The organism is Mycobacterium sp. NGS61 (genome assembly GCF_059812325.1).
The window spans coordinates 1-17617 of sequence record NZ_JCALCL010000024.1; the positions used below are offsets into that span (position 1 = coordinate 1).

Annotated in this window: 11 protein-coding genes and 1 pseudogene; 5 read left to right on the plus strand and 7 right to left on the minus strand. The window is 68.1% G+C overall.

Going from position 1 to position 17617, the window contains the following annotated elements; translation table 11 throughout:
• From AC5Y3Z_RS25430 to AC5Y3Z_RS25455, 6 genes and pseudogenes are all read right to left on the minus strand, one after another.
• A pseudogene (locus AC5Y3Z_RS25430) lies at nt 1-764 on the minus strand (DUF222 domain-containing protein); the annotation flags it as partial.
• 237 nt (nt 765-1001) lie between these two features.
• A complete protein-coding gene (locus AC5Y3Z_RS25435) occupies nt 1002-2966 on the minus strand; it encodes an FkbM family methyltransferase (RefSeq protein WP_463827441.1) in 1965 nt (654 codons plus the stop codon).
• Nucleotides 2963-4459 carry an O-antigen ligase family protein gene (locus tag AC5Y3Z_RS25440; protein ID WP_463827440.1) on the minus strand — a complete coding sequence of 499 codons (1497 nt, stop codon included), beginning with the start codon at nt 4457-4459 and terminating at the stop codon, nt 2963-2965. Before AC5Y3Z_RS25440 ends, AC5Y3Z_RS25435 begins: the two co-directional genes overlap by 4 nt.
• On the minus strand, nt 4456-5961 hold the full coding sequence (locus tag AC5Y3Z_RS25445) for a tyrosine-protein kinase domain-containing protein (protein ID WP_463827439.1): 1506 nt from the start codon (nt 5959-5961) through the stop codon (nt 4456-4458). Before AC5Y3Z_RS25445 ends, AC5Y3Z_RS25440 begins: the two co-directional genes overlap by 4 nt.
• Nucleotides 5962-6059: 98 nt before the next feature.
• Nucleotides 6060-7769: a copper resistance CopC family protein gene (locus tag AC5Y3Z_RS25450; RefSeq protein WP_463827438.1), complete on the minus strand. Its 1710-nt coding sequence runs from the start codon at nt 7767-7769 to the stop codon at nt 6060-6062.
• A 12-nt stretch (nt 7770-7781) separates the two neighbouring features.
• Nucleotides 7782-9647: a putative bifunctional diguanylate cyclase/phosphodiesterase gene (locus AC5Y3Z_RS25455; protein WP_463827437.1), complete on the minus strand. Its 1866-nt coding sequence runs from the start codon at nt 9645-9647 to the stop codon at nt 7782-7784.
• A gap of 385 nt (nt 9648-10032) precedes the next feature.
• Here AC5Y3Z_RS25455 and AC5Y3Z_RS25460 point away from each other — a divergent pair, with 385 nt between their 5' ends.
• The 4 genes from AC5Y3Z_RS25460 to AC5Y3Z_RS25475 all read left to right on the plus strand — a co-directional run bounded on the left by AC5Y3Z_RS25460 (nt 10033) and on the right by AC5Y3Z_RS25475 (nt 14974).
• Nucleotides 10033-11220, plus strand: coding sequence for an NAD(P)/FAD-dependent oxidoreductase (locus AC5Y3Z_RS25460; protein ID WP_463827513.1), 1188 nt, complete (start codon nt 10033-10035; stop codon nt 11218-11220).
• Nucleotides 11217-12125, plus strand: coding sequence for an RNA polymerase sigma-70 factor (locus tag AC5Y3Z_RS25465; protein WP_463827436.1), 909 nt, complete (start codon nt 11217-11219; stop codon nt 12123-12125). Before AC5Y3Z_RS25460 ends, AC5Y3Z_RS25465 begins: the two co-directional genes overlap by 4 nt.
• 46 nt (nt 12126-12171) lie before the next feature.
• A complete protein-coding gene (locus AC5Y3Z_RS25470; RefSeq protein WP_463827435.1) occupies nt 12172-13425 on the plus strand; it encodes an aminodeoxychorismate synthase component I in 1254 nt (417 codons plus the stop codon).
• Between the two features lie 139 nt (nt 13426-13564).
• Nucleotides 13565-14974 carry a hypothetical protein gene (locus AC5Y3Z_RS25475; protein WP_463827434.1) on the plus strand — a complete coding sequence of 470 codons (1410 nt, stop codon included), beginning with the start codon at nt 13565-13567 and terminating at the stop codon, nt 14972-14974.
• Nucleotides 14975-14983: 9 nt separating this feature from the next.
• Here the strand turns inward: AC5Y3Z_RS25475 and rsmI are convergent, their stop codons facing one another.
• A complete protein-coding gene (gene rsmI, locus AC5Y3Z_RS25480) occupies nt 14984-15847 on the minus strand; it encodes a 16S rRNA (cytidine(1402)-2'-O)-methyltransferase (protein ID WP_463827433.1) in 864 nt (287 codons plus the stop codon).
• A gap of 99 nt (nt 15848-15946) precedes the next feature.
• Here rsmI and AC5Y3Z_RS25485 point away from each other — a divergent pair, with 99 nt between their 5' ends.
• Complete coding sequence (locus tag AC5Y3Z_RS25485) at nt 15947-17449, plus strand: dolichyl-phosphate-mannose--protein mannosyltransferase (protein ID WP_463827512.1); 1503 nt, start codon at nt 15947-15949, stop codon at nt 17447-17449.
• Nucleotides 17450-17617 lie beyond the last annotated feature (168 nt).

Genomic DNA, 17617 nt, shown 5'->3' on the forward strand with positions numbered 1-17617 from the left:
CCCACCGGCGACCTCGGGGTCGGGTTCACCGTCGATGACCGGGGCTTGGTCGGCGGGGTTGGCCATGCCCGGGGCGGCCAGTTTCGCCCACAGCGCTTCGATCGCCGCCCGCAGCTCGGGGGTGATCAGCCCGCTGATCGTGGACATGCCGTCACGCTGCTGGGCACCTAGGGTGATCCCGCGCGATCGGGTGCGTTCCTCATCGGAGAAGTCCCCGTCAGGGTGCAGGCAGTTCATGATTTGGCGGGCGTAGCCGGCCAGCTCATCGGGGCGTTGCCAGGTGGCTTTGTCGGCCAGGTCGGCTTCGGCGGCCTCGCGGGTCAACACATCGACCGCCGCGGGCAGATGTTTGAAGAAGTCGCGGATCACCGCGATCTGCCCGTCGCCGATGCGCCCGGCGCGCTGGCCGGCTGCGGTCGCGGTCAGCACCGGCTCCAACGGTTGGCCGGTCAACGCCCGGCGCGGACCCAGATCCGCGGCCTCGGCGATGCGGCGCCCGGCGCAGGGTTTGGTGATGCCCAACCCGGTGGCCAGCGCCTCACACAACGTGCCACCCAACTCGGTTTTGTCGGCCTGGGCGGCGAGCTGATTGATCAACGGGTGCTGCGGGACCCGCAACCGCCGCGCCACCCGTTCCAGACGCTCCAACGCGCCAACCGCTCCGGGGTGGTCAACACCTCAAACGACAACCCACACAACCGATCCACCCCAGCATCCAGGGCGTCGAAGACCGCCACGATCTCATCACGCGAACTCGTTGCCATACCGATGATTCTACGAACCACCACCGACAACCAGATGAGCGATAAACGATTGCGCCAGAACATCATTCGCTCAAGATAGACGGAACCGAACGGCACCGGAATGCGTCTAACACATTAGCGGCCACCGCACCCCGGACGCCAGGTGATAGCAGATGCGCCACCACAATTCAGAAGACATCACCGCGCCCCTGGAGTTACAGACGTGACGCGTGGGACAAGCCATCTCGCTCAGTAAGTTCAGCGCACAAACGCCGACACCAACTCCGGCGACGAGACCGCGCAGAAGTCATGCACGTACCCCTTCGGCATGGCGAAGGGATGGAACTCACCCGAATCCACCATCGACACCTGGTCGCGCGCCACGTCGAAATCAGCGATCGGCCGCAGCGCCGTGTCGCGGACGTAGAACAGGTGGTAACCGAGATCCTCGATCAGCCGGAAGACCTCCGCGATGGGCACCGACAGGTGCCGCTGCTCGATCTCGATCAGGATGGTCGGCCGGCAGCGCCGGAACATCGCCGAACCCCCACGCAGAACGGACATCTCGTGTCCTTCGACATCGATCTTGACGAAGTCGACGGCAACGTCGGTCAACACGTCGTCGAGGCGAACCAGGGGCACGTCGATCTTGCGGACGTCCACCCCCTGCCCGTCGAACCCGTGCGCCAGGCTGCCCTGCGCCGTCACCTGCCGGTTGTGCCGCGCGGGCACCAACAGTTGCGCGGTGCCGGGCTCGTCGGAAACCGCGGCCTGGTTGAAGTGGACGTAGGGCAGCGCCCGGTCGAGCTTGCGCAACATCGGCGCGTTGTCCGGGTGCGGCTCGAAACTGTAGACCTGACCGGACTTTCCGACCCGGCGAGCCAGGTGATAGGTGAACAACCCCCAGCTGGCGCCGACGTCGACCACGGTTGCGCCGCTGGGCGAGAAGTGATCTGCCACGACCATGGCCAGATCCTGGGTCGACCGGCGGCGCCACAACGCCTCGGTCGCCGTCGCCATCGCGGTCCGGCCCAGCACCCGGCCCACGTTGCGCACCGTCACGAACTTCGCCGCCCAATTGGCGGCGCTGCTGTGCAGCAAGCGGTCTTTCGCTGACAATGTCTCACCTTCCCCGGCGGTGGCACGCACATCCGCCCACACCTGATCCAGCCGCTGATACCAGCGGTCCAGGCCGAAGTCCCCGGCCCGGTCGCGGGCCGCTGCGCCGAGCTCGGCGCGCAGCGCATCGTCCTTGAGTAGTTCGGTCAGTGCAGCTGCGATCTGGTCGGGACGGCCGGGCTCGACCACCAGACCATTCACCCGGTCGGTAATCGCCTCGCCGATGCTGCCCACCAACGTCGTCACCGGCGCCAGGCCGTAGGCCATCGCCTCCAGCAACGCCATCGGTAAGCCCTCGTCGTAACTCGGCAGCACGAAGATGTGTGCGGCGCCGAGCAATTCGTCCCTGGCCGCTGGATCCACCCATCCCGCAACATGAATCGTGTCCGCGACGCCGGCCGCCGCCACCGCCGCGCGTGCCTGGTCCACCTCACCGTCGCCGGCCAGCGTCAACCGTAGCCGGCCGCGAATTTCGGGATCGAGGGCGGCGACGGCGTCGATCAGGTCATAGCTGCCCTTGCGCACACCCAGCCTGCCGAGCGAAACCGCATGTACCGCTTCGACATTCGATTGAGCGACCGGGCGGTGCGGAATCGGCACGGCGTTGTTGAGCACCTGGATCCGGTCGTCGGCCAACCGCAGTCGGTCGGCGTATTCCTGGACGTGCCGGGTGCCCAACACCAACCACTGGTCGGCCACCAGCACCCGCCGAACCACCCACTGCGCCCACGGCGGCAACCCGTCGAACCAGCCGCCGAAGTCGTAGCTGTGCGCGTGCACCACGGTGGGCACCTTGGCCAGCCGCGCCGCCGCCAACGGCAACGCCTTGCGCACCACGCTGCCGCCGTGCGCGAGGTGGATGTGCAGAACGTCGGCCCGATCCCGCAGCAGCAGCCAGGTGGCGCGCAGCATTCCGGACAGACCGACCCAGCGCCGGTACCAGAAGGAACCCTCGATGTAGGTGGGCACCACGGTGATCCGGACGCGGTCATCGGGGTGCGCAGCCATCAGGGTGATCACCGTGGCCATGCCGCCACGGCTGGCCGCCTGCGCCGGCGCCGGACCCACCACCAAAACCCGCAGCGCCGGCCGCTTCGCCGTCACCGGACCGCCTGTGCCGCCGGTGCGGGGTCAGCCGGCACATCAGCTGCAAATTCCTGCGCTTCAGCGTATTTGGCTGATCGCCGGCCGACCTTGGCGAACGCCAACGCCGCACCCAGCGCCAGACCCAACGTCATTGAGTTGGCCGGGTCCTCCGGCAACGGATCGATGATGGACATCACCAACAGGCCGGTGGCTGTCGCCGCGCTGATCTTCGCCGGCACCGACGCGCTGCGCAGCGCCCGTACCAAAGGGGTCAGCGCGAACACGGCGAACGCCGTCATCCCCACCGCACCGGACTTGGCCAGCCACCACAGGTAGAAATTGTGCGCATACGTGGTGCCCAGCGTCTCGGTGAATTCGTTGGGATCGTCACCGCCCCCGAACGGCAACTGATAGGCATAACCGAGCCCGTGGCCGAACACCGGCGCCGCCGCGATCTCCTCGTTCAGATGTCGGTCCTCGGCGAATCTGGCCAGCGTCGACGGGTCGGCGGTCAGTGCGGCGCCGGTCGATCGACCCAGCACCCGGTGACTGAAGCCGGTGATCTGGTGGGCCAGCCACACCCCCGCCGACGAATCGCCCAGCAGGAACAGCGCACCGGGAATCGTCACCGCCAGAATTCCGGCCCCGGTGAGCGCCAGCCGCGCGGCCCGGCGCACCGCAGACCAGCCCATGCTGGCGAAGAACGCGACGATGGCGGCGACGCCCACCGACAGTATTGTGTTGCGGGAGAACGCAAGAACGGCGATGACCAGTGCCGGAAGACCGAGCGCGAGGTAGGCGATCGGCTTCACCCGCCCGGCGATCTGCGCGGCGACCAGCGCGGTGAGCACGGCGATGGCCGGTATCAGGCTGTTGGTGATCACCCGGTTGGCGGCGTCGCCGGTGTCGGCCTGCAGACTCTCGGTCCGGCCCGCCAGTCGGATACCGCCCGACGAAGCGAGCAACGCCATTCCCGCTGAAAACCACAGCGTGAACGCCATCGCGTGGATCGAGAGCAGGATGTAGTCGCCGTACACAATCACCAGCGCCAGCACAAAACCCGCGATCATCTCGAACAGGAAAGTCGCTTCGCGCACCACGATCGCGGGATTGTGTCCGGTCGAAAACCCAACCGCGGCAAAGTAAATCACTGTCAGCGCGAACATCCCCGGCAACAGGTACTCGGACATGCGCAGCCGCACCACGGGCAGCACGAAGCAGATCGCCAGAATCAGCACCACGTGCGAGGCGTAAATCGACACGGGCCCAACCACTTTGCCGACGTGCAGGCCTTGCGGCAGCGCCGCGAAGTCCAGAAACAGGGCCAACCCGATCATCAATTCCGGTTTGGCCCAATAGACGATCAGGAAGAACGTCAACCCCACCAGCATGATGCCCTGCGTGGTGTTGCGCACCGACAGTGCGCCGTAAACGAAGCAGCCCAGCAGAAACACCGTCAACACCACGGCGGCCACCGCCAGGCGATGACGACTCCGCAGGTAGAGAATCACGCCGGGCCACTGACCTTGGCGCGGTAGGTGCGGGTGGCCGCCCGGGTGTGCCGGGCGATCCGGGCGTCGGTCAGCACCGTGCCCACCACGTTGGCACCGGCCGCCCGCAGTGCGGTCAGCGCGTCGGACAGCTCGTCCTCGGTGGTGCGCCCGGCCCGGGCCACCAGCACCGTGGCATCCACCGCGCCGCCGAGCAGACCGGAGTCGGCTGTCGCCAGCACCGCCGGGCCGTCGACAACCGTCCGCTCGAACGTCTTCGCGACATCCTTGAGCACCGTGTCCAACACCTCGGGCAGATACGCGCTGATGGGCAGGGTTTCGCGGCGCACCGAGCGCGCCGCCAGCACGAACAGCTTGGGAATCGACGTCGGCTTGGTGGCCTCGGTGGCGATCTCGGGGTTGGACAGCGCGTTGGACAGTCCCTCCCCCGATTCGACTTTCAGCAGCGGCGCGATCACCGGTCGCCGGGTGTCGCCTTCGATCAGCAGCACGTCCTCACCGAGTTCGGCGAAGGCCCGGGACAGGTTGATCGCGGTCGTCGTGGTCCCCTCGCCGCCGAAGGGCGCGGTCAGCAGCACCCGGTTGGCGCCGGGTCCCATCGCCCGCAGCAGCCGCGCCCGCAGGCCGCGCACCGCGTCGTCGAACGAGATGTCGGTGCCGAATCGTGGTGCGTTGCCCCGGTGTCCGGGCAACTCGGCCAGCGTCGGCAGACCGGTGAGGTTCTCCAGCTTCGCGCGGTCGCGCACCGTGCGGTCGGCGGCCTCGCGGGTCAGCGCCACCCCGGTGCCCAACAACAGACCAGCCACCAGACCCATCGCCATGTTGCGCACCGGTACCGGCTTGGACGGCTTGTCCGGCACCCCGGGCTGTTCGATGACCGTCGCACGGGCCACCGGCAGCACCGTACCGTTCGGGTTCGTTGGCGTCGTCGCTGTTTCCGACGTCGTCGTCGTCTCGGTGGGTGGTGTCGGGGTGGGTTGCTCGCCGTCGGTAGGCGGAGCCGACGGCGTCGGCGACGGGGGCTGCGACGTAGCGGTGCTCGCCGGCGCGCCCAGCGCCTTCGGACTGCCGCCCAGCGTGCCGACCATCAGGGTGAACTCGTCGGCGACGGCCTTGGCCAGCTTCGCGGCCCGATTGGGATCGGTGTCGGTGACGGTGATGGTGAACAGGGTGGACTTCGGCGTGAACGCCACCTTGGTCTGGTTGGCCAGGTCGTCCGGGCTGATCGGGAGGTGGAACTGCGCCACCGCACGTTCGGCCACCGCGTGCCCGCCGGCGATCGCCGCATACGACGACAATCGTTCCTGCGCGGCCTGCGTGCCCTGGTACACCTGCATCAGATCCGTCTCACCCGAGAACGACACCAAGACGGTGGCCGTGGACTCATAACTCTTGGTCTGCAGAACCGTAATGGCCGCTGCCCCAGCCAAACACGCCAGCACCGCGCCCGTGAAGAGCTTCCAATGCAGCAGGAGAGTCCGAACAAAGGTACGGAAATCCATCCCCCACTAAACCTCCTGAGCGGACGCCGCCTGAATAGCGTCAGTTCTGTCTGCATACCGGCCGCAGGGCCGCCGCCGCAAGTAGCGGCACTTTTCGGTCACGACGCGGCCGGGGTTGCCAGCGTCGCACGGGGCACATCGAGGGTGGCTATCGGATAGAAGCCGGAGTCGTCGCGGCCGTCGCGCGCCAGCCGCATGGGCGGATAGGTCACCGCATGCGAGCCGTTGGGCTTGTGCTGTTGCCACTCGACGGCGGCGCGCACCGTGTAGTGGCCCGGCGGCAGACCTTTGAGGTCGACTTTCACCGTCTCGGTCGCCGACGCCGGCGGTGGTTGGTCGACATTGCGGTCGCCGGACGCGTCGGGCACCAGGGTTCTGAGGTCTACGGTGCCGGGCAGGGTCCGTACCGTCTGTCCGGCGAAGTCGACCACCCGGTAGCTCACGGTCCACTTCTCGGTCGCCGCGGCAGCACCGAAGTTGGTCCAGTTGACCGAGATCGAGGCGACCTTGTCCTGCAGCGACTGCGAACCTGGCCGGGCTTCCACCGAATAGCGGTACCCGGCAACGGCGTTGGCCTGTGCCCACAGGACATACAGTTTGGGATCCATCGGCGAGGTCGCGTCCTGGTCCGGGAAGTTGGTGCTCGACGTCATCGACACGTGATAGCGAATCACGTCGCGCAGACCCTTCTCGTAGTACTGCTGCGGGGTGATCCCGTTCGGCAGCTGACACCACTCGGTGATCACCGGCGCCTTCGCGAGGCGTTCGGTGAGCTGTTGGACCAGCGGATCCTGGGTCTGCGCATAGTGCGACGAGGATTCGGCCCAGGTGGGTAGCGGCGCGTAGACGCCGAGGCAGTCCGACCGGACACCGACCGGCGCGACCAGTTTCCTGGTGACATCGTCGGCCAACAGCTGCCGCATGATCTCCGGGTTGTTCGGCGTGGCAACCAGCTGGGTGTGCGGGAAGGCATTGACGTTGGCCGCCACCAGCTCGGTGATGGACGCCTTAGTGATGTTCTGGTCGCCGTACTGGCTGTAATACCCCAGCAGGCGTTCACTGTCCTGCGGCGCCGGACCCGGCGCGTTCAGCGCCTCCTTCAAGAACGAGATGTGGTTTTCGCTGAAGTCCCCGTAACCGGAGAACTCGAAGACGCTGAGCCGTTCGTCGTTGTCGTAGCGTCGGCCGAGCGCGGCCAGCAACTGCCCGAAATCGTGGAGGTAGGTGGGGTCGTTGAAGTTCGGCACCACCTGCGTCACCCCGGCCGCCGGCCCGGTGGCCGGTCCGTTGTAGCTGGTGTTGGTGGTCGACTTGGCGCGTTCCCAGTCGGGAATCTCGATATTGGTGTTGTTCGGATAGGTGACGTTGCAGCAGGAGTTGTAGGCCTGGACCCGCAGCGTCAGCCGCATGTGGCGTTCGGCCAGCTTGTTCAACGCGTCGTCGATGACGCTGAAGTCGAACCTGAGCTCATCCGGCGCGTCCGGCGGCAGCGTGGCCGGGTCGACCGGTTGCAGCTGGCGCCAGGTCACCCGCAGGCTGGCGTCGAAGGACGCGGGCCACGCCGGATACCGTTGCTGCGCGGTATCCCCCTGCGGAAACAGCGGTTCCAGCAGGTTCTCGTACTGGCCGCGCAGCGGGTTGGATATTTCCTGGGCGGCCGCCGGGATGGCCGGACTCACCATCGCCGTCAACGGACCGGGATCGGTGTGGCTGCGACCGCATCCGCCGATCAACAGAGCCGTGCCGGCGACCACGACGGTCACGCACGCGACAGCGATTAACGTGAATTTTCTGATTGTTCGAACCATTCTCTGCTTGGGTCAGATTGCGCCGAGCGTGAGCGCCTCGCGGTCGGCGAGGAACGGCATCGGCATCCAGCGCGCGGACAGCAACGCCTCCATGGCGTCGCCCGGAACGGGGCGCGACAACAGGAATCCCTGCGCCCGGTGGCATCCGTGTTGCATCAAAGTCAGTGCGGCAGCCGGGGTTTCGACTCCCTCGGCGACCAGTTGCAGCCCGAACGCCTCGGCCAGACCGATGATGGCGCGCACGATCGCCAGGTCACCGGCGTTGGTGCCGAGGTCGCGGACGAAGCCGGTATCGATCTTGAGCATGTCCACGGGCAGCGACTTCAAATGCGACAGCACCGCGTAGCCGGTGCCGAAGTCGTCGATCGCGATCTGCACACCGACCTCTTTGAGCTCGTGCAGCGTCTTGCGGGTCGCTTCGATGTCGTGCACCACCGCACGCTCGGTGATCTCGAGGCACACCGAGCCCCCGTCGATGCCGAACTCTTCGATGGTATCGGCGACGGTGCGGACGAAGCCGCGGGTGATCAGTTGCACGGGCGAGACGTTGATGCGCAGGATCGCGCTCTGCCCCACCCCGTTGGACCGCCAGCGGCTGAATTCGGCGCAGGCGCTGCGCATCACCCAGCGGCCGAGTTCACCGGCGAGATTGGTGGATTCGGCGACGCCGATGAACGAATCCGGCAGCAACAGACCCCAGATCGGGTGCCGCCAGCGCACCAGCGCTTCGGCTGCCACGATGGCGCCGGTCCACAGGTCGACCTCGGGTAGGTAGTGCAGCAGCAGGGCTTCACTGTCGATGTCGCCCTGCAGGTGCAGTTCGATGTCGTTGCGGAAAGCGCTCTTGAGCGACATGTCGTCGGTGGACAGGGCGACCTGGTTGCCGCCGGCCCGTTTGGCCGTCAGCACCGCCTCGTCGGCCCGGCGCAGCAGGTCGGTGCTGTTGTCGCGGCCCGGCATGCCGACCGCCAGCCCGATGCTGACCGTGCGGGTGATCTGGTGGCCGCCGATCGACAGCCGTTCGCGCAGCATGGTGCCGAGCCGGCGGGCGAAGGATTCGGCCGCGCCACTGGACATGGTCTGGTCGGGGATGACGACGAATTCGTCGCCGCCCAGTCGGGCAATCATGCTCTGACTTCCGGCGCACACCCGCAGCCGCTGGGCGAAGACGCGGATGAACCAGTCGCCGGCGGTGTGGCCGAGGTAGTCGTTGATCGACTTCAACCGGTCCAGGTCCATGTAGAGCACTGCAACGGGGCCGGGATTGCCACTGGCCAGCCGGTCGGACAGGTGCGCCACCAGCGCCCGACGGTTGTACAACCCGGTCAGGTCGTCATGCTCGGCGAGGTAACGCAGCTTCTCCTCGGCGGCGATCCGGGCCTGCAGCTGGGCGAACAGCGCCGCCACCGCCTCGAGGGTGTTGATTTCCTCTTGCTTCCATTTCCGGGCGCCGAATTTGACGAAACCCAGCACCCCGGTGGTCTTGTCCCCCGAGACCAGCGGTGCAGCAGCTACCGACGGCGAAGCCGTGTGCTTGGCGCCGCCGACCCAGCGCGGCAGGGTCCGGTTGCTCTGGTCGGGCCGGATCACCACCGGCTTGCGGCCGTGCTCACACTGCGCGAGTACCGGATCGGCGCTGGTGAAGTGCACCACCGCCTGCGGGTCCGGGTCTGGAACGTCGGTACGTGGCGGCCATTCCGCAACCAGCACCGAGGCACGGATGTCGTGGTCGTGGTGACGCAGGAAACTGGCGTCGACGTCGAACTGCTCGACGAGCTGGGCCAGGACCTTCTCGCTGACCTGCGTAGCGGTCGACGCTGTCGCCTCCATGAGCTGGGTAGCTACGGAGGTGACCACGAGGTCCAAGCTGCGCGGCACCGGGTCCTCCGTCTGGGCACGTGTCGAACGACTGCACCCAGTATGGGCGACTAACCCAGTGAGCGGCAGTCTCCGCGGGCCGCGGCTTCCCGATGCCTGCCGACGAAAATCGAAGCAGCCCTTCGGATGGCTCTCAATCGGCCTGGTTGCCTGGGAAAGTACCCGGACCGGCGCAGGTCACGGATGGTTTGTCAGTCATCTGAGATTAGCACGCGGCCCCGATCCGGCCGCTGAAATATTGGTCACCCTGCCCGCCCGCGGGCCGGACTCCCGGCCGGCGAACGTGAGACAGCTCACAAAGCCGGCCGCCGTTGTCACGCTTCGGCGGGCTGCGGTGTCTCCAGTACATAACCCCGCACCAGAAACGGAGACAACGATGTCTGAAATGTTCGAACCGTCCGGCGCCCGCACGCGCGTCGTCGTGATCGGCGGTGGCTACGCCGGGACGATGGCCGCCAACCACCTTCGGCTGCGCGCCGACGTTGACATCACCCTGGTCAACCCCCGTCCGCAATTCGTGGAGCGGATCCGCCTGCACCAACTGGCCGCCGGGAGCGGCACCGCCACCGTCGACTACGGCACCCTGCTGGGCGGCGGCATCCGTCTGGTCGTCGACAGCGCCGAGCACATCGACGCACCCGCGCGGCGGGTGTCGCTGGCCTCGGGGGGCGCGCTGGAATATGACTACCTGATCTATGCGGTCGGCAGCACCGGCGCCACTCCGGTCGCGGTGCCCGGCGCGGCCGAGTACGCCTACAGCCTCGCTGAACTGGAAGACGCGCAACGACTGCACTACGCGCTGGCCGACCTGCCCGACACCGCCACTGTGACCGTGGTCGGCGGCGGCTTGACCGGTATCGAGGCGGCCGGCGAACTCGCCGAGCGGGGATTTCCGGTGACCCTGGCCTGCGGGGGCATCCTGGGTCCGTCGTTGAGTGGCCCGGGCCGGCGTTCGGTGGCGCGGCACCTGCGCAAGCTGGGTGTCACCGTGCTCGAGTCCGCCACCGTCAGCGAGGTGCGGTGGAATTCGGTGGTGTTCGGTGACGGGACGATCGCGTCCAGCGCGGTGACGGTGTGGACGGCCGGATTCGGCGTGCCGGACCTGGCCACCCGCAGCGGTCTGCGCACCGACACGCTGGGCCGTCTGCTCACCGACGAAACGCTGACCAGCATCACCGACCAGCGCATCGTGGCCGCCGGGGACGCTGCCGCACCATCCAACCAGCCGCTGCGGATGAGCTGCCAGGCGGCGATCCCGCTGGCCGCCCAAGCCGCCAACACCGTGCTGGCTCGCGTCGCCGGGACCGCGCCGGCCGCGCTGAACCAGGCCTTCACCGGGCAGTGCGTCAGCGTCGGGCGCCGCTACGGCACCATTCAGCTGGCCCGCACCGACGACACCCCGATCAGGTTTTACATCGGTGGCCGGCTGGCCGCGTCGATCAAAGAGGTGGTCTGCAAGGGCACGGTGTGGGGCCTGCGCAAGGAGAGCGCCAAGCCCGGCTGGTACCGCTGGCTCAAGGGTGGTCGCCGACCCGCGCAGCTGACCCGTGACGAGCAGGTCGCGGTCCGTTGACGCAGCCGCCGAAGGACAGCGGCGGGCACGCAGAACGATTCACCCTGCTGCACCCGCTGCTGTTCACCATCGCCTACGAGATCTTGGGTGCGGCAACCGAAGCCGACGACGTGCTGCAGGACAGCTACCTGCGCTGGGCGGAGGTGGACCTGGCGACGGTCCGCGACACCAAGTCCTACCTGGCCCAGCTGGTCACCCGCCAGTCACTCAACGCATTGCGGGCCCAGGCCCGGCGTCGGGAGGAGTACGTCGGACCCTGGCTGCCCGAACCGCTGCTGCTCGACGACCAGGATGCGGCGGCCGATGTCGTTCTGGCGGAATCGGTTTCGATGGCCATGTTGGTGCTGTTGGAGACACTGAGCCCGGACGAGCGCGCGGTGTTCGTGCTGCGGGAGGTGTTCGGCTTCGACTACGCCGAGATTGCCGGCGCAGTCGGCAGACCCACGCCGACCGTGCGCCAGATCGCGCACCGGGCGCGGGAACACGTCCAGGCGCGGCGCAAACGGTTCGGCGACGTCGACCCGGAGCGCAACGCGCAGATCACCCGGCAGTTCCTCACCACAGCGGCCGACGGCGACGTGGCGGCGCTGCTGGAAATGCTCGCGCCGGACGCGGTCTGGATGGCCGACGGCGGCGGCAAGGCCACTGCAGCCCGCAAACCCATCGCGGGTGCCGAGAAGGTGGCCAAGGCGATTATCGGTCTGCTGCGCAAGACGCAGGCGCAACTGCAGGTGCAGACCGTCACCTGCAACAGCGCCCCGGCCGTGGTGCTGTACCTGGGCGGTCAACTGCAGGGTGTGATCACCGTGGAGATCGTCGGGGACAAGATCACCAACTTCTATGCGATGCGCAACCCGGAGAAATTGGTGGCCCTGGGCAACCCGCGACAGATCAGTCGGCGCTGATACCACCCTGGCGTGCGGAAATCCGCCGTTCTGTCAAGCTAGGGCGGTGCGAATCGAGCGTCTCGGCGATCTGGGCGGCGCACCGCAGGTGCTGCGCGCGGTCGGCCGTGCCACGGTGCGCCTGGGCCTGCCGCCGCCGGCGGCGCTGACCGGCGAGTGGTTCGGCGCGCTGGCCGTGATCGCCCCCAGCGTCGCAGTGCGGCCAGTCGCCGTGCGCGACGCGTTCGCCGGGACTGCGGGTGCGGTGTCATCGCAGCTCAGTGCCGTGGGGGGCGGCTGGATCGGCTACCTGTCCTACCCCGATCCCGGCGCGGACGGACGGCCACACCGGATTCCCGAGGCGGCCGGTGGCTGGACCGACTGCGTACTGCGCCGCGACCCCGCCGGGGTGTGGTGGTACGAGAGCCTCTCGGGTGCCGCGATGCCGGATTGGCTGGCCGACTCCTTGGCGGCCCCGGCAGCAAGAACGGCACCAATGTGCCAGATCGAATGGGATGCCGCAGACCGGGCAGCACACTACAAAGGTGTGCTGGCGTGTTTGGATGCGATACGCGCCGGCGAGGTCTACCAGGCGTGCGTCTGCACTCAGTTCACCGGGACGGTGCGCGGTTCGTCGCTGGATTTCTTCGCCGACGGTATCGCCCGCACCGCCCCGTCCCGGGCCGCCTATCTCGCCGGACGGTGGGGTGCGGTGGCCTCGCTGTCTCCCGAGCTGTTCCTGCGCCGTCGGGGTGAGTTCGTGACGTCCAGTCCGATCAAGGGCACCCTGCCGCTGGACGCCTGGCCGTCGGCACTGCGGGCATCTCCCAAGGAAGTGGCCGAGAACATCATGATCGTGGACCTGGTCCGTAATGACCTTGGCCGGGTAGCGATTACCGGCACTGTCACTGTTCCGGAGTTGTTGGTGGTCAGGCGCGCGCCGGGCGTATGGCATCTGGTGTCCACGGTCTCGGCGCGGGTGCAACCCGAGCTGCCGACCGCAGCGCTGCTGGACGCCGCTTTTCCCCCGGCATCGGTTACCGGTACTCCTAAAATCCGTGCCCGCCAACTCATTTCACAGTGGGAACATCGTCGGCGCGGAATATACTGCGGCACAATCGGTTTGATATCTCCGGTGGCCGGTTGCGAGTTGAATGTCGCGATCCGCACCGTCGAATTCGACGCTGAGGGTCGGGCCGTCCTCGGTGTCGGCGGCGGGATAACCGCCGATTCTGTACCCGCCGCCGAGTGGGCGGAATGTCTGCACAAGGCCGCTCCGGTGATCGGCCTGCCCAGCACCACCTCCAGTCGCGTGAGTTAGCTGAGCAAATATCGAGCGGCTCGAGCAGCTGCCGCGGATTTCGCCGAACGCCCACATGAGTCGCCGGGTGCGCATAAGCTGCTGCCATCGATGCGTGTTTCCGCGCATCAGGGACGCGAGCGGGTGCGAAAGGTCTGTCATGAGAGTTGCCATCGTCGGCGCTGCGGCGGCTGTCGTCCTGGGTGGCGCACTGGCGGTTGCGCCGCTGACCGTCTCCAACCAGAGCAAGGTCCTGTCCGGCGGCACCTGCACCGCCGGCAAGCAGTGCGACAAACTCGCGTCGGTGCTGATGCCGGAAACCGGCAAGCCGTCTGCGGTGGCACCCAAGGCCGCACCCTCGGTGATCGAACCCCCGCAGACGCCATCGTCGGCATTAGCCCGGCCCGCCGGCCCGGCACCGGCGGCGTACACCAATCCCGGCGGCGGCAGCAACGGCTCGGCGATACTTCCCGATGCCTCGAGCGCCACCAGCCCGTCCCTGCCGCCGGCCGCGGCACTGCCGCCCGGCTACAACGACGGCCTGCCGGGCATCGGCCCGATTCCCGGCGTCGGCATCCCGGGTGTGCCCGACCTATACGGTTACGCCGGCGGTATGGCCGGGCTGGCCGGGCTGCCCTACGGGGTGAACGCCGCATCGGCCGTCGTCAACGGCGTGCTGGGTGTCGGTAACACGGTGGCCAGCGTGGTCAGTACCAGCGCGCTGGCCGTCACCTACGTGGTGCTGGCCTACAACGCCCTGCAGTCATCGGGCATCCTTCCGGTCGCACAGAACGGCGTGCAAGGGGCGTTGAACTCGGTCAGCAGCATGCTGTTGCCGACGGCCGGGGGCATCCTGCCGGCGGCGGCGCTGCCGGGGTTGAGCCTGCCGGGACTGCCGAACCTGAACCTGCCCGGGCTGCCCGGGATTTCGCCGGCCGGACTGATCGGTCTGGCCGGGGCGGGCGGTCTACCCGGGGTGAACCTGCCGGGACTGCCCGGCATATCGCCGGCCAGCCTGATGTCGCTGGCCTCCAACGCACTGCCCGGGCTGCCGGGTGTGTCGCCGACTGACGTACTGGCGATGGCAGCGGCCGGCGGCATCCCCGGCCTGCCCACGCTCTCGGCGGTCAACCCGTCCGTGCTCGCGGCCGCCCTGCCGGCGCTGACGGCCGGCATCCCGGGTCTGCCCCCGATCCCCGGCATCGATCCGGCGATGCTGACGGCCGCGCTGCCCGCATTGGCCGCCGCACTACCGGCGCTGAACCCGGCCATGCTGGCCCAGGTACTGCCCGCCCTGGCCGGCGGCGCCCTGCCCGGTGTGGATCCGGCCATGCTGGCCGCCGCCCTGCCGGCGCTGCTCGGCGGCGCACCGGCGCTGCCGGGCGTGGACCCGGCCATGCTGGCTGCGGCGCTTCCGGCGCTGGCGGCCGCTGCCGGCATCCCGACCGGCCTTCCGGCCCTGCCGGGCCTGCCGGGGCTGCCCGCACTTCCAGCATTACCGGCCCTGCCGGCACTGCCCGGCCCGCCGCCGCACCCGCCGCTGTGTATCCCCATGGGGCCCTGCATCTGACGTGAGGGGTTACTCCTCGCCAGACTCGTCGCGCCGGGACTGCAGAACCGCTTCGTAGAGTTGCCGCGGACGCACTTCCGGATAACCGGCGGCGACATGGCTGCAGGCGTCCTTGATCCGGATGCCGCCGTCGATCAGGTTCTCCACCTCCACGACCAGATCGGTCACCAGGGCGGGCACGTCGGTGCGCGGGCTGGCCCCGGCCAGCACGACGGTGATCTCGCCGAGCACCCCACCGGCCGTCCACGCCACCAACTCGTCCAGCGAGCCGCGCACCACTTCCTCGTGCACCTTGGTCAGCTCGCGACAGACCGCCGCTTGACGCTGTCCGCCGAGCTGTTCCACCGCGTCACGCAGGCAGGCGGCCAACCGACGCGGCGACTCGAAGAACACACAGGTACGCCGCTCCTCGGCGAGTGAGGCCAGCCAGCTGCGCCGCGCCGAACCCTTCCGCGGCGCGAAACCCTCGAAGCAGAACTTCTCTGCCGGCAGCCCCGAGACCACCAGCGCCGTCGTCACCGCCGACGGTCCGGGTAAGCACTGCACGGGCAGGCCGGCCTCGACGCACGCCGTGGTCAGCCGGTAGCCGGGATCGCTGATGATCGGCATGCCGGCGTCGCTGACCACCAGCACCGTCGCCCCGGAGCTGATGGCCTCGACCAGGGCGCCAACCCGGGTCGACTCGACCCGGTCGAACAGGCTCAACACCCGGCCCGCGATCCGGATGTCGAGCGCCTTGGCCAGGTTGCGCACCCGCCGGGTGTCCTCGGCGGCCACTACGTCGGCCTCGGCCAGCGCCCTGATCAGGCGAGGCGACGCATCCGATGGCAGGCCCAACGGAGTCGCGCCGAGCAACAGTCGCCCACTGGTCATGACCGACAGCCTACGATCGACGTGATGACAGCCCCGCCCCGAGAAACCTCCGTCTTGCCGGAGGACCCCGTCGAGCGGCCTGCGACGCCCCAGATACCCATGGCCAGCCCCGGGCTGTTACGTCCCGTCGCCGACTTCGGTCCGCTGGATCGTTCGCGCGGCTGGATTACCACCGGGGTGATCGCTGCGTTCGCGGCGCTGACCCGATTCCTCAACCTGGGCTCGCCGACCGACGCCGGCACCCCCATCTTCGACGAGAAGCACTACGCGCCGCAGGCCTGGCAAGTGCTCAACAACCATGGGGTGGAAGACAATCCGGGGTTCGGCCTGGTGGTACACCCGCCCGTCGGCAAGCAACTGATCGCAATCGGCGAGGCACTGTTCGGGTACACCGGCGTCGGCTGGCGGTTCACCAGCGCGTTGCTGGGCGTGATCATGGTCGTGTTGGTGACGCGGATCGTGCGCCGGATCAGCCGCTCGACCCTGGTGGGCGGCATCGCCGGCGTGCTGGTGATCTGCGACGGCGTCAGCTTCGTCACCGCCCGGACCGCGTTGCTGGACGGCTTCTTGACGTTTTTCGTGGTCGCCGCATTCGGCGCGCTGATCGTCGACCGCGACCAGGTGCGGCAACGCATGCACGTCGCGTTCCTCGAGGGACGCTGCGCAGCGACGGTGTGGGGTCCGCGCCTGGGCGTGCGGTGGTGGCGGTTCGGCGCCGGGGTGCTGCTCGGGCTGGCGTTCGGGACGAAGTGGTCCGGGTTGTATTTCATTGCGTTCTTCGGCGTCATGTCGCTGGCCTTCGATGTGGCGGCCCGCCGCCAATATCAAGTACCGCGCCCGTGGCTGGGCACGGTGCGCCGCGACCTGCTCCCCACCGCATACGCGCTGTTGGTGATCCCCTTCGCCGTCTACCTGGCCAGCTATTCGGCGTGGTTCGCGTCCGAGACGGCGATCGATCGTCACCAGGTCGGCCAGACGATCGGTCCGCACAGCGTGGTCCCGCTGCCCGACGCCATCCGCTCGCTGTGGTGGTACACCACGAAGGCCTTCCACTTCCATTCGACCCTGACGAATTCCGCGGGCAACTATCACCCGTGGGAATCCAAACCGTGGAGCTGGCCGATGTCGCTGCGGCCGGTGCTGTACGCGATCGACCAGAACAACGTGCCGGGGTGCGGCGCCCAATCGTGTGTCAAAGCAGTCATGCTGGTCGGCACCCCGGCGATGTGGTGGCTGGCGGTGCCGGTGCTGGTGTATGCGTCCTGGCGGATGTTCATTCGCCGAGACTGGCGATACGCCGCGGTGTGGGTGGGCTACTGCGCCGGGTGGCTGCCGTGGTTCGCCGAGATCGACCGGCAGATGTACTTCTTCTACGCGGCGACGATGGGCCCGTTCCTGGCCATGGCGATCGCGCTGATCCTCGGCGACATCCTGCACCAGCCCGGCCAGAACAAGGAACGGCGCACGCTGGGGATGATCCTGGTGTCCTGTTATGTGGCATTGGTGGTGACCAACTTCGCGTGGCTGTTCCCGGTGCTGACCGGATTGCCCATCTCCCAGCAGACCTGGGACATGGAGATCTGGCTGCCCAGCTGGCGGTAGCGCCAGGGCCAGGCTGACGCAGAACGCCGAACGTCACACCAGCGTGACGCAAGACGCCGAACGCCCCCACACATCGCCGAATGTCGCCCCCGCTGTCGCCCAGCGTCACACCAGCGTGACGCAGAACGCCGAACGTCACACCAGCGTGACGCAAGACGCCGAACGCCC

Coding starts and splice junctions, on each gene's coding strand:
- rsmI (WP_463827433.1), bottom strand. CDS start 15,847: ATGACCAGTGGGCGACTGTTGCTCGGCGCGACTCCGTTGGGCCTGCCA.
- AC5Y3Z_RS25475 (WP_463827434.1), top strand. CDS start 13,565: ATGAGAGTTGCCATCGTCGGCGCTGCGGCGGCTGTCGTCCTGGGTGGC.
- AC5Y3Z_RS25450 (WP_463827438.1), bottom strand. CDS start 7,769: ATGGTTCGAACAATCAGAAAATTCACGTTAATCGCTGTCGCGTGCGTG.
- AC5Y3Z_RS25445 (WP_463827439.1), bottom strand. CDS start 5,961: ATGGATTTCCGTACCTTTGTTCGGACTCTCCTGCTGCATTGGAAGCTC.
- AC5Y3Z_RS25460 (WP_463827513.1), top strand. CDS start 10,033: ATGTTCGAACCGTCCGGCGCCCGCACGCGCGTCGTCGTGATCGGCGGT.
- AC5Y3Z_RS25485 (WP_463827512.1), top strand. CDS start 15,947: ATGGCCAGCCCCGGGCTGTTACGTCCCGTCGCCGACTTCGGTCCGCTG.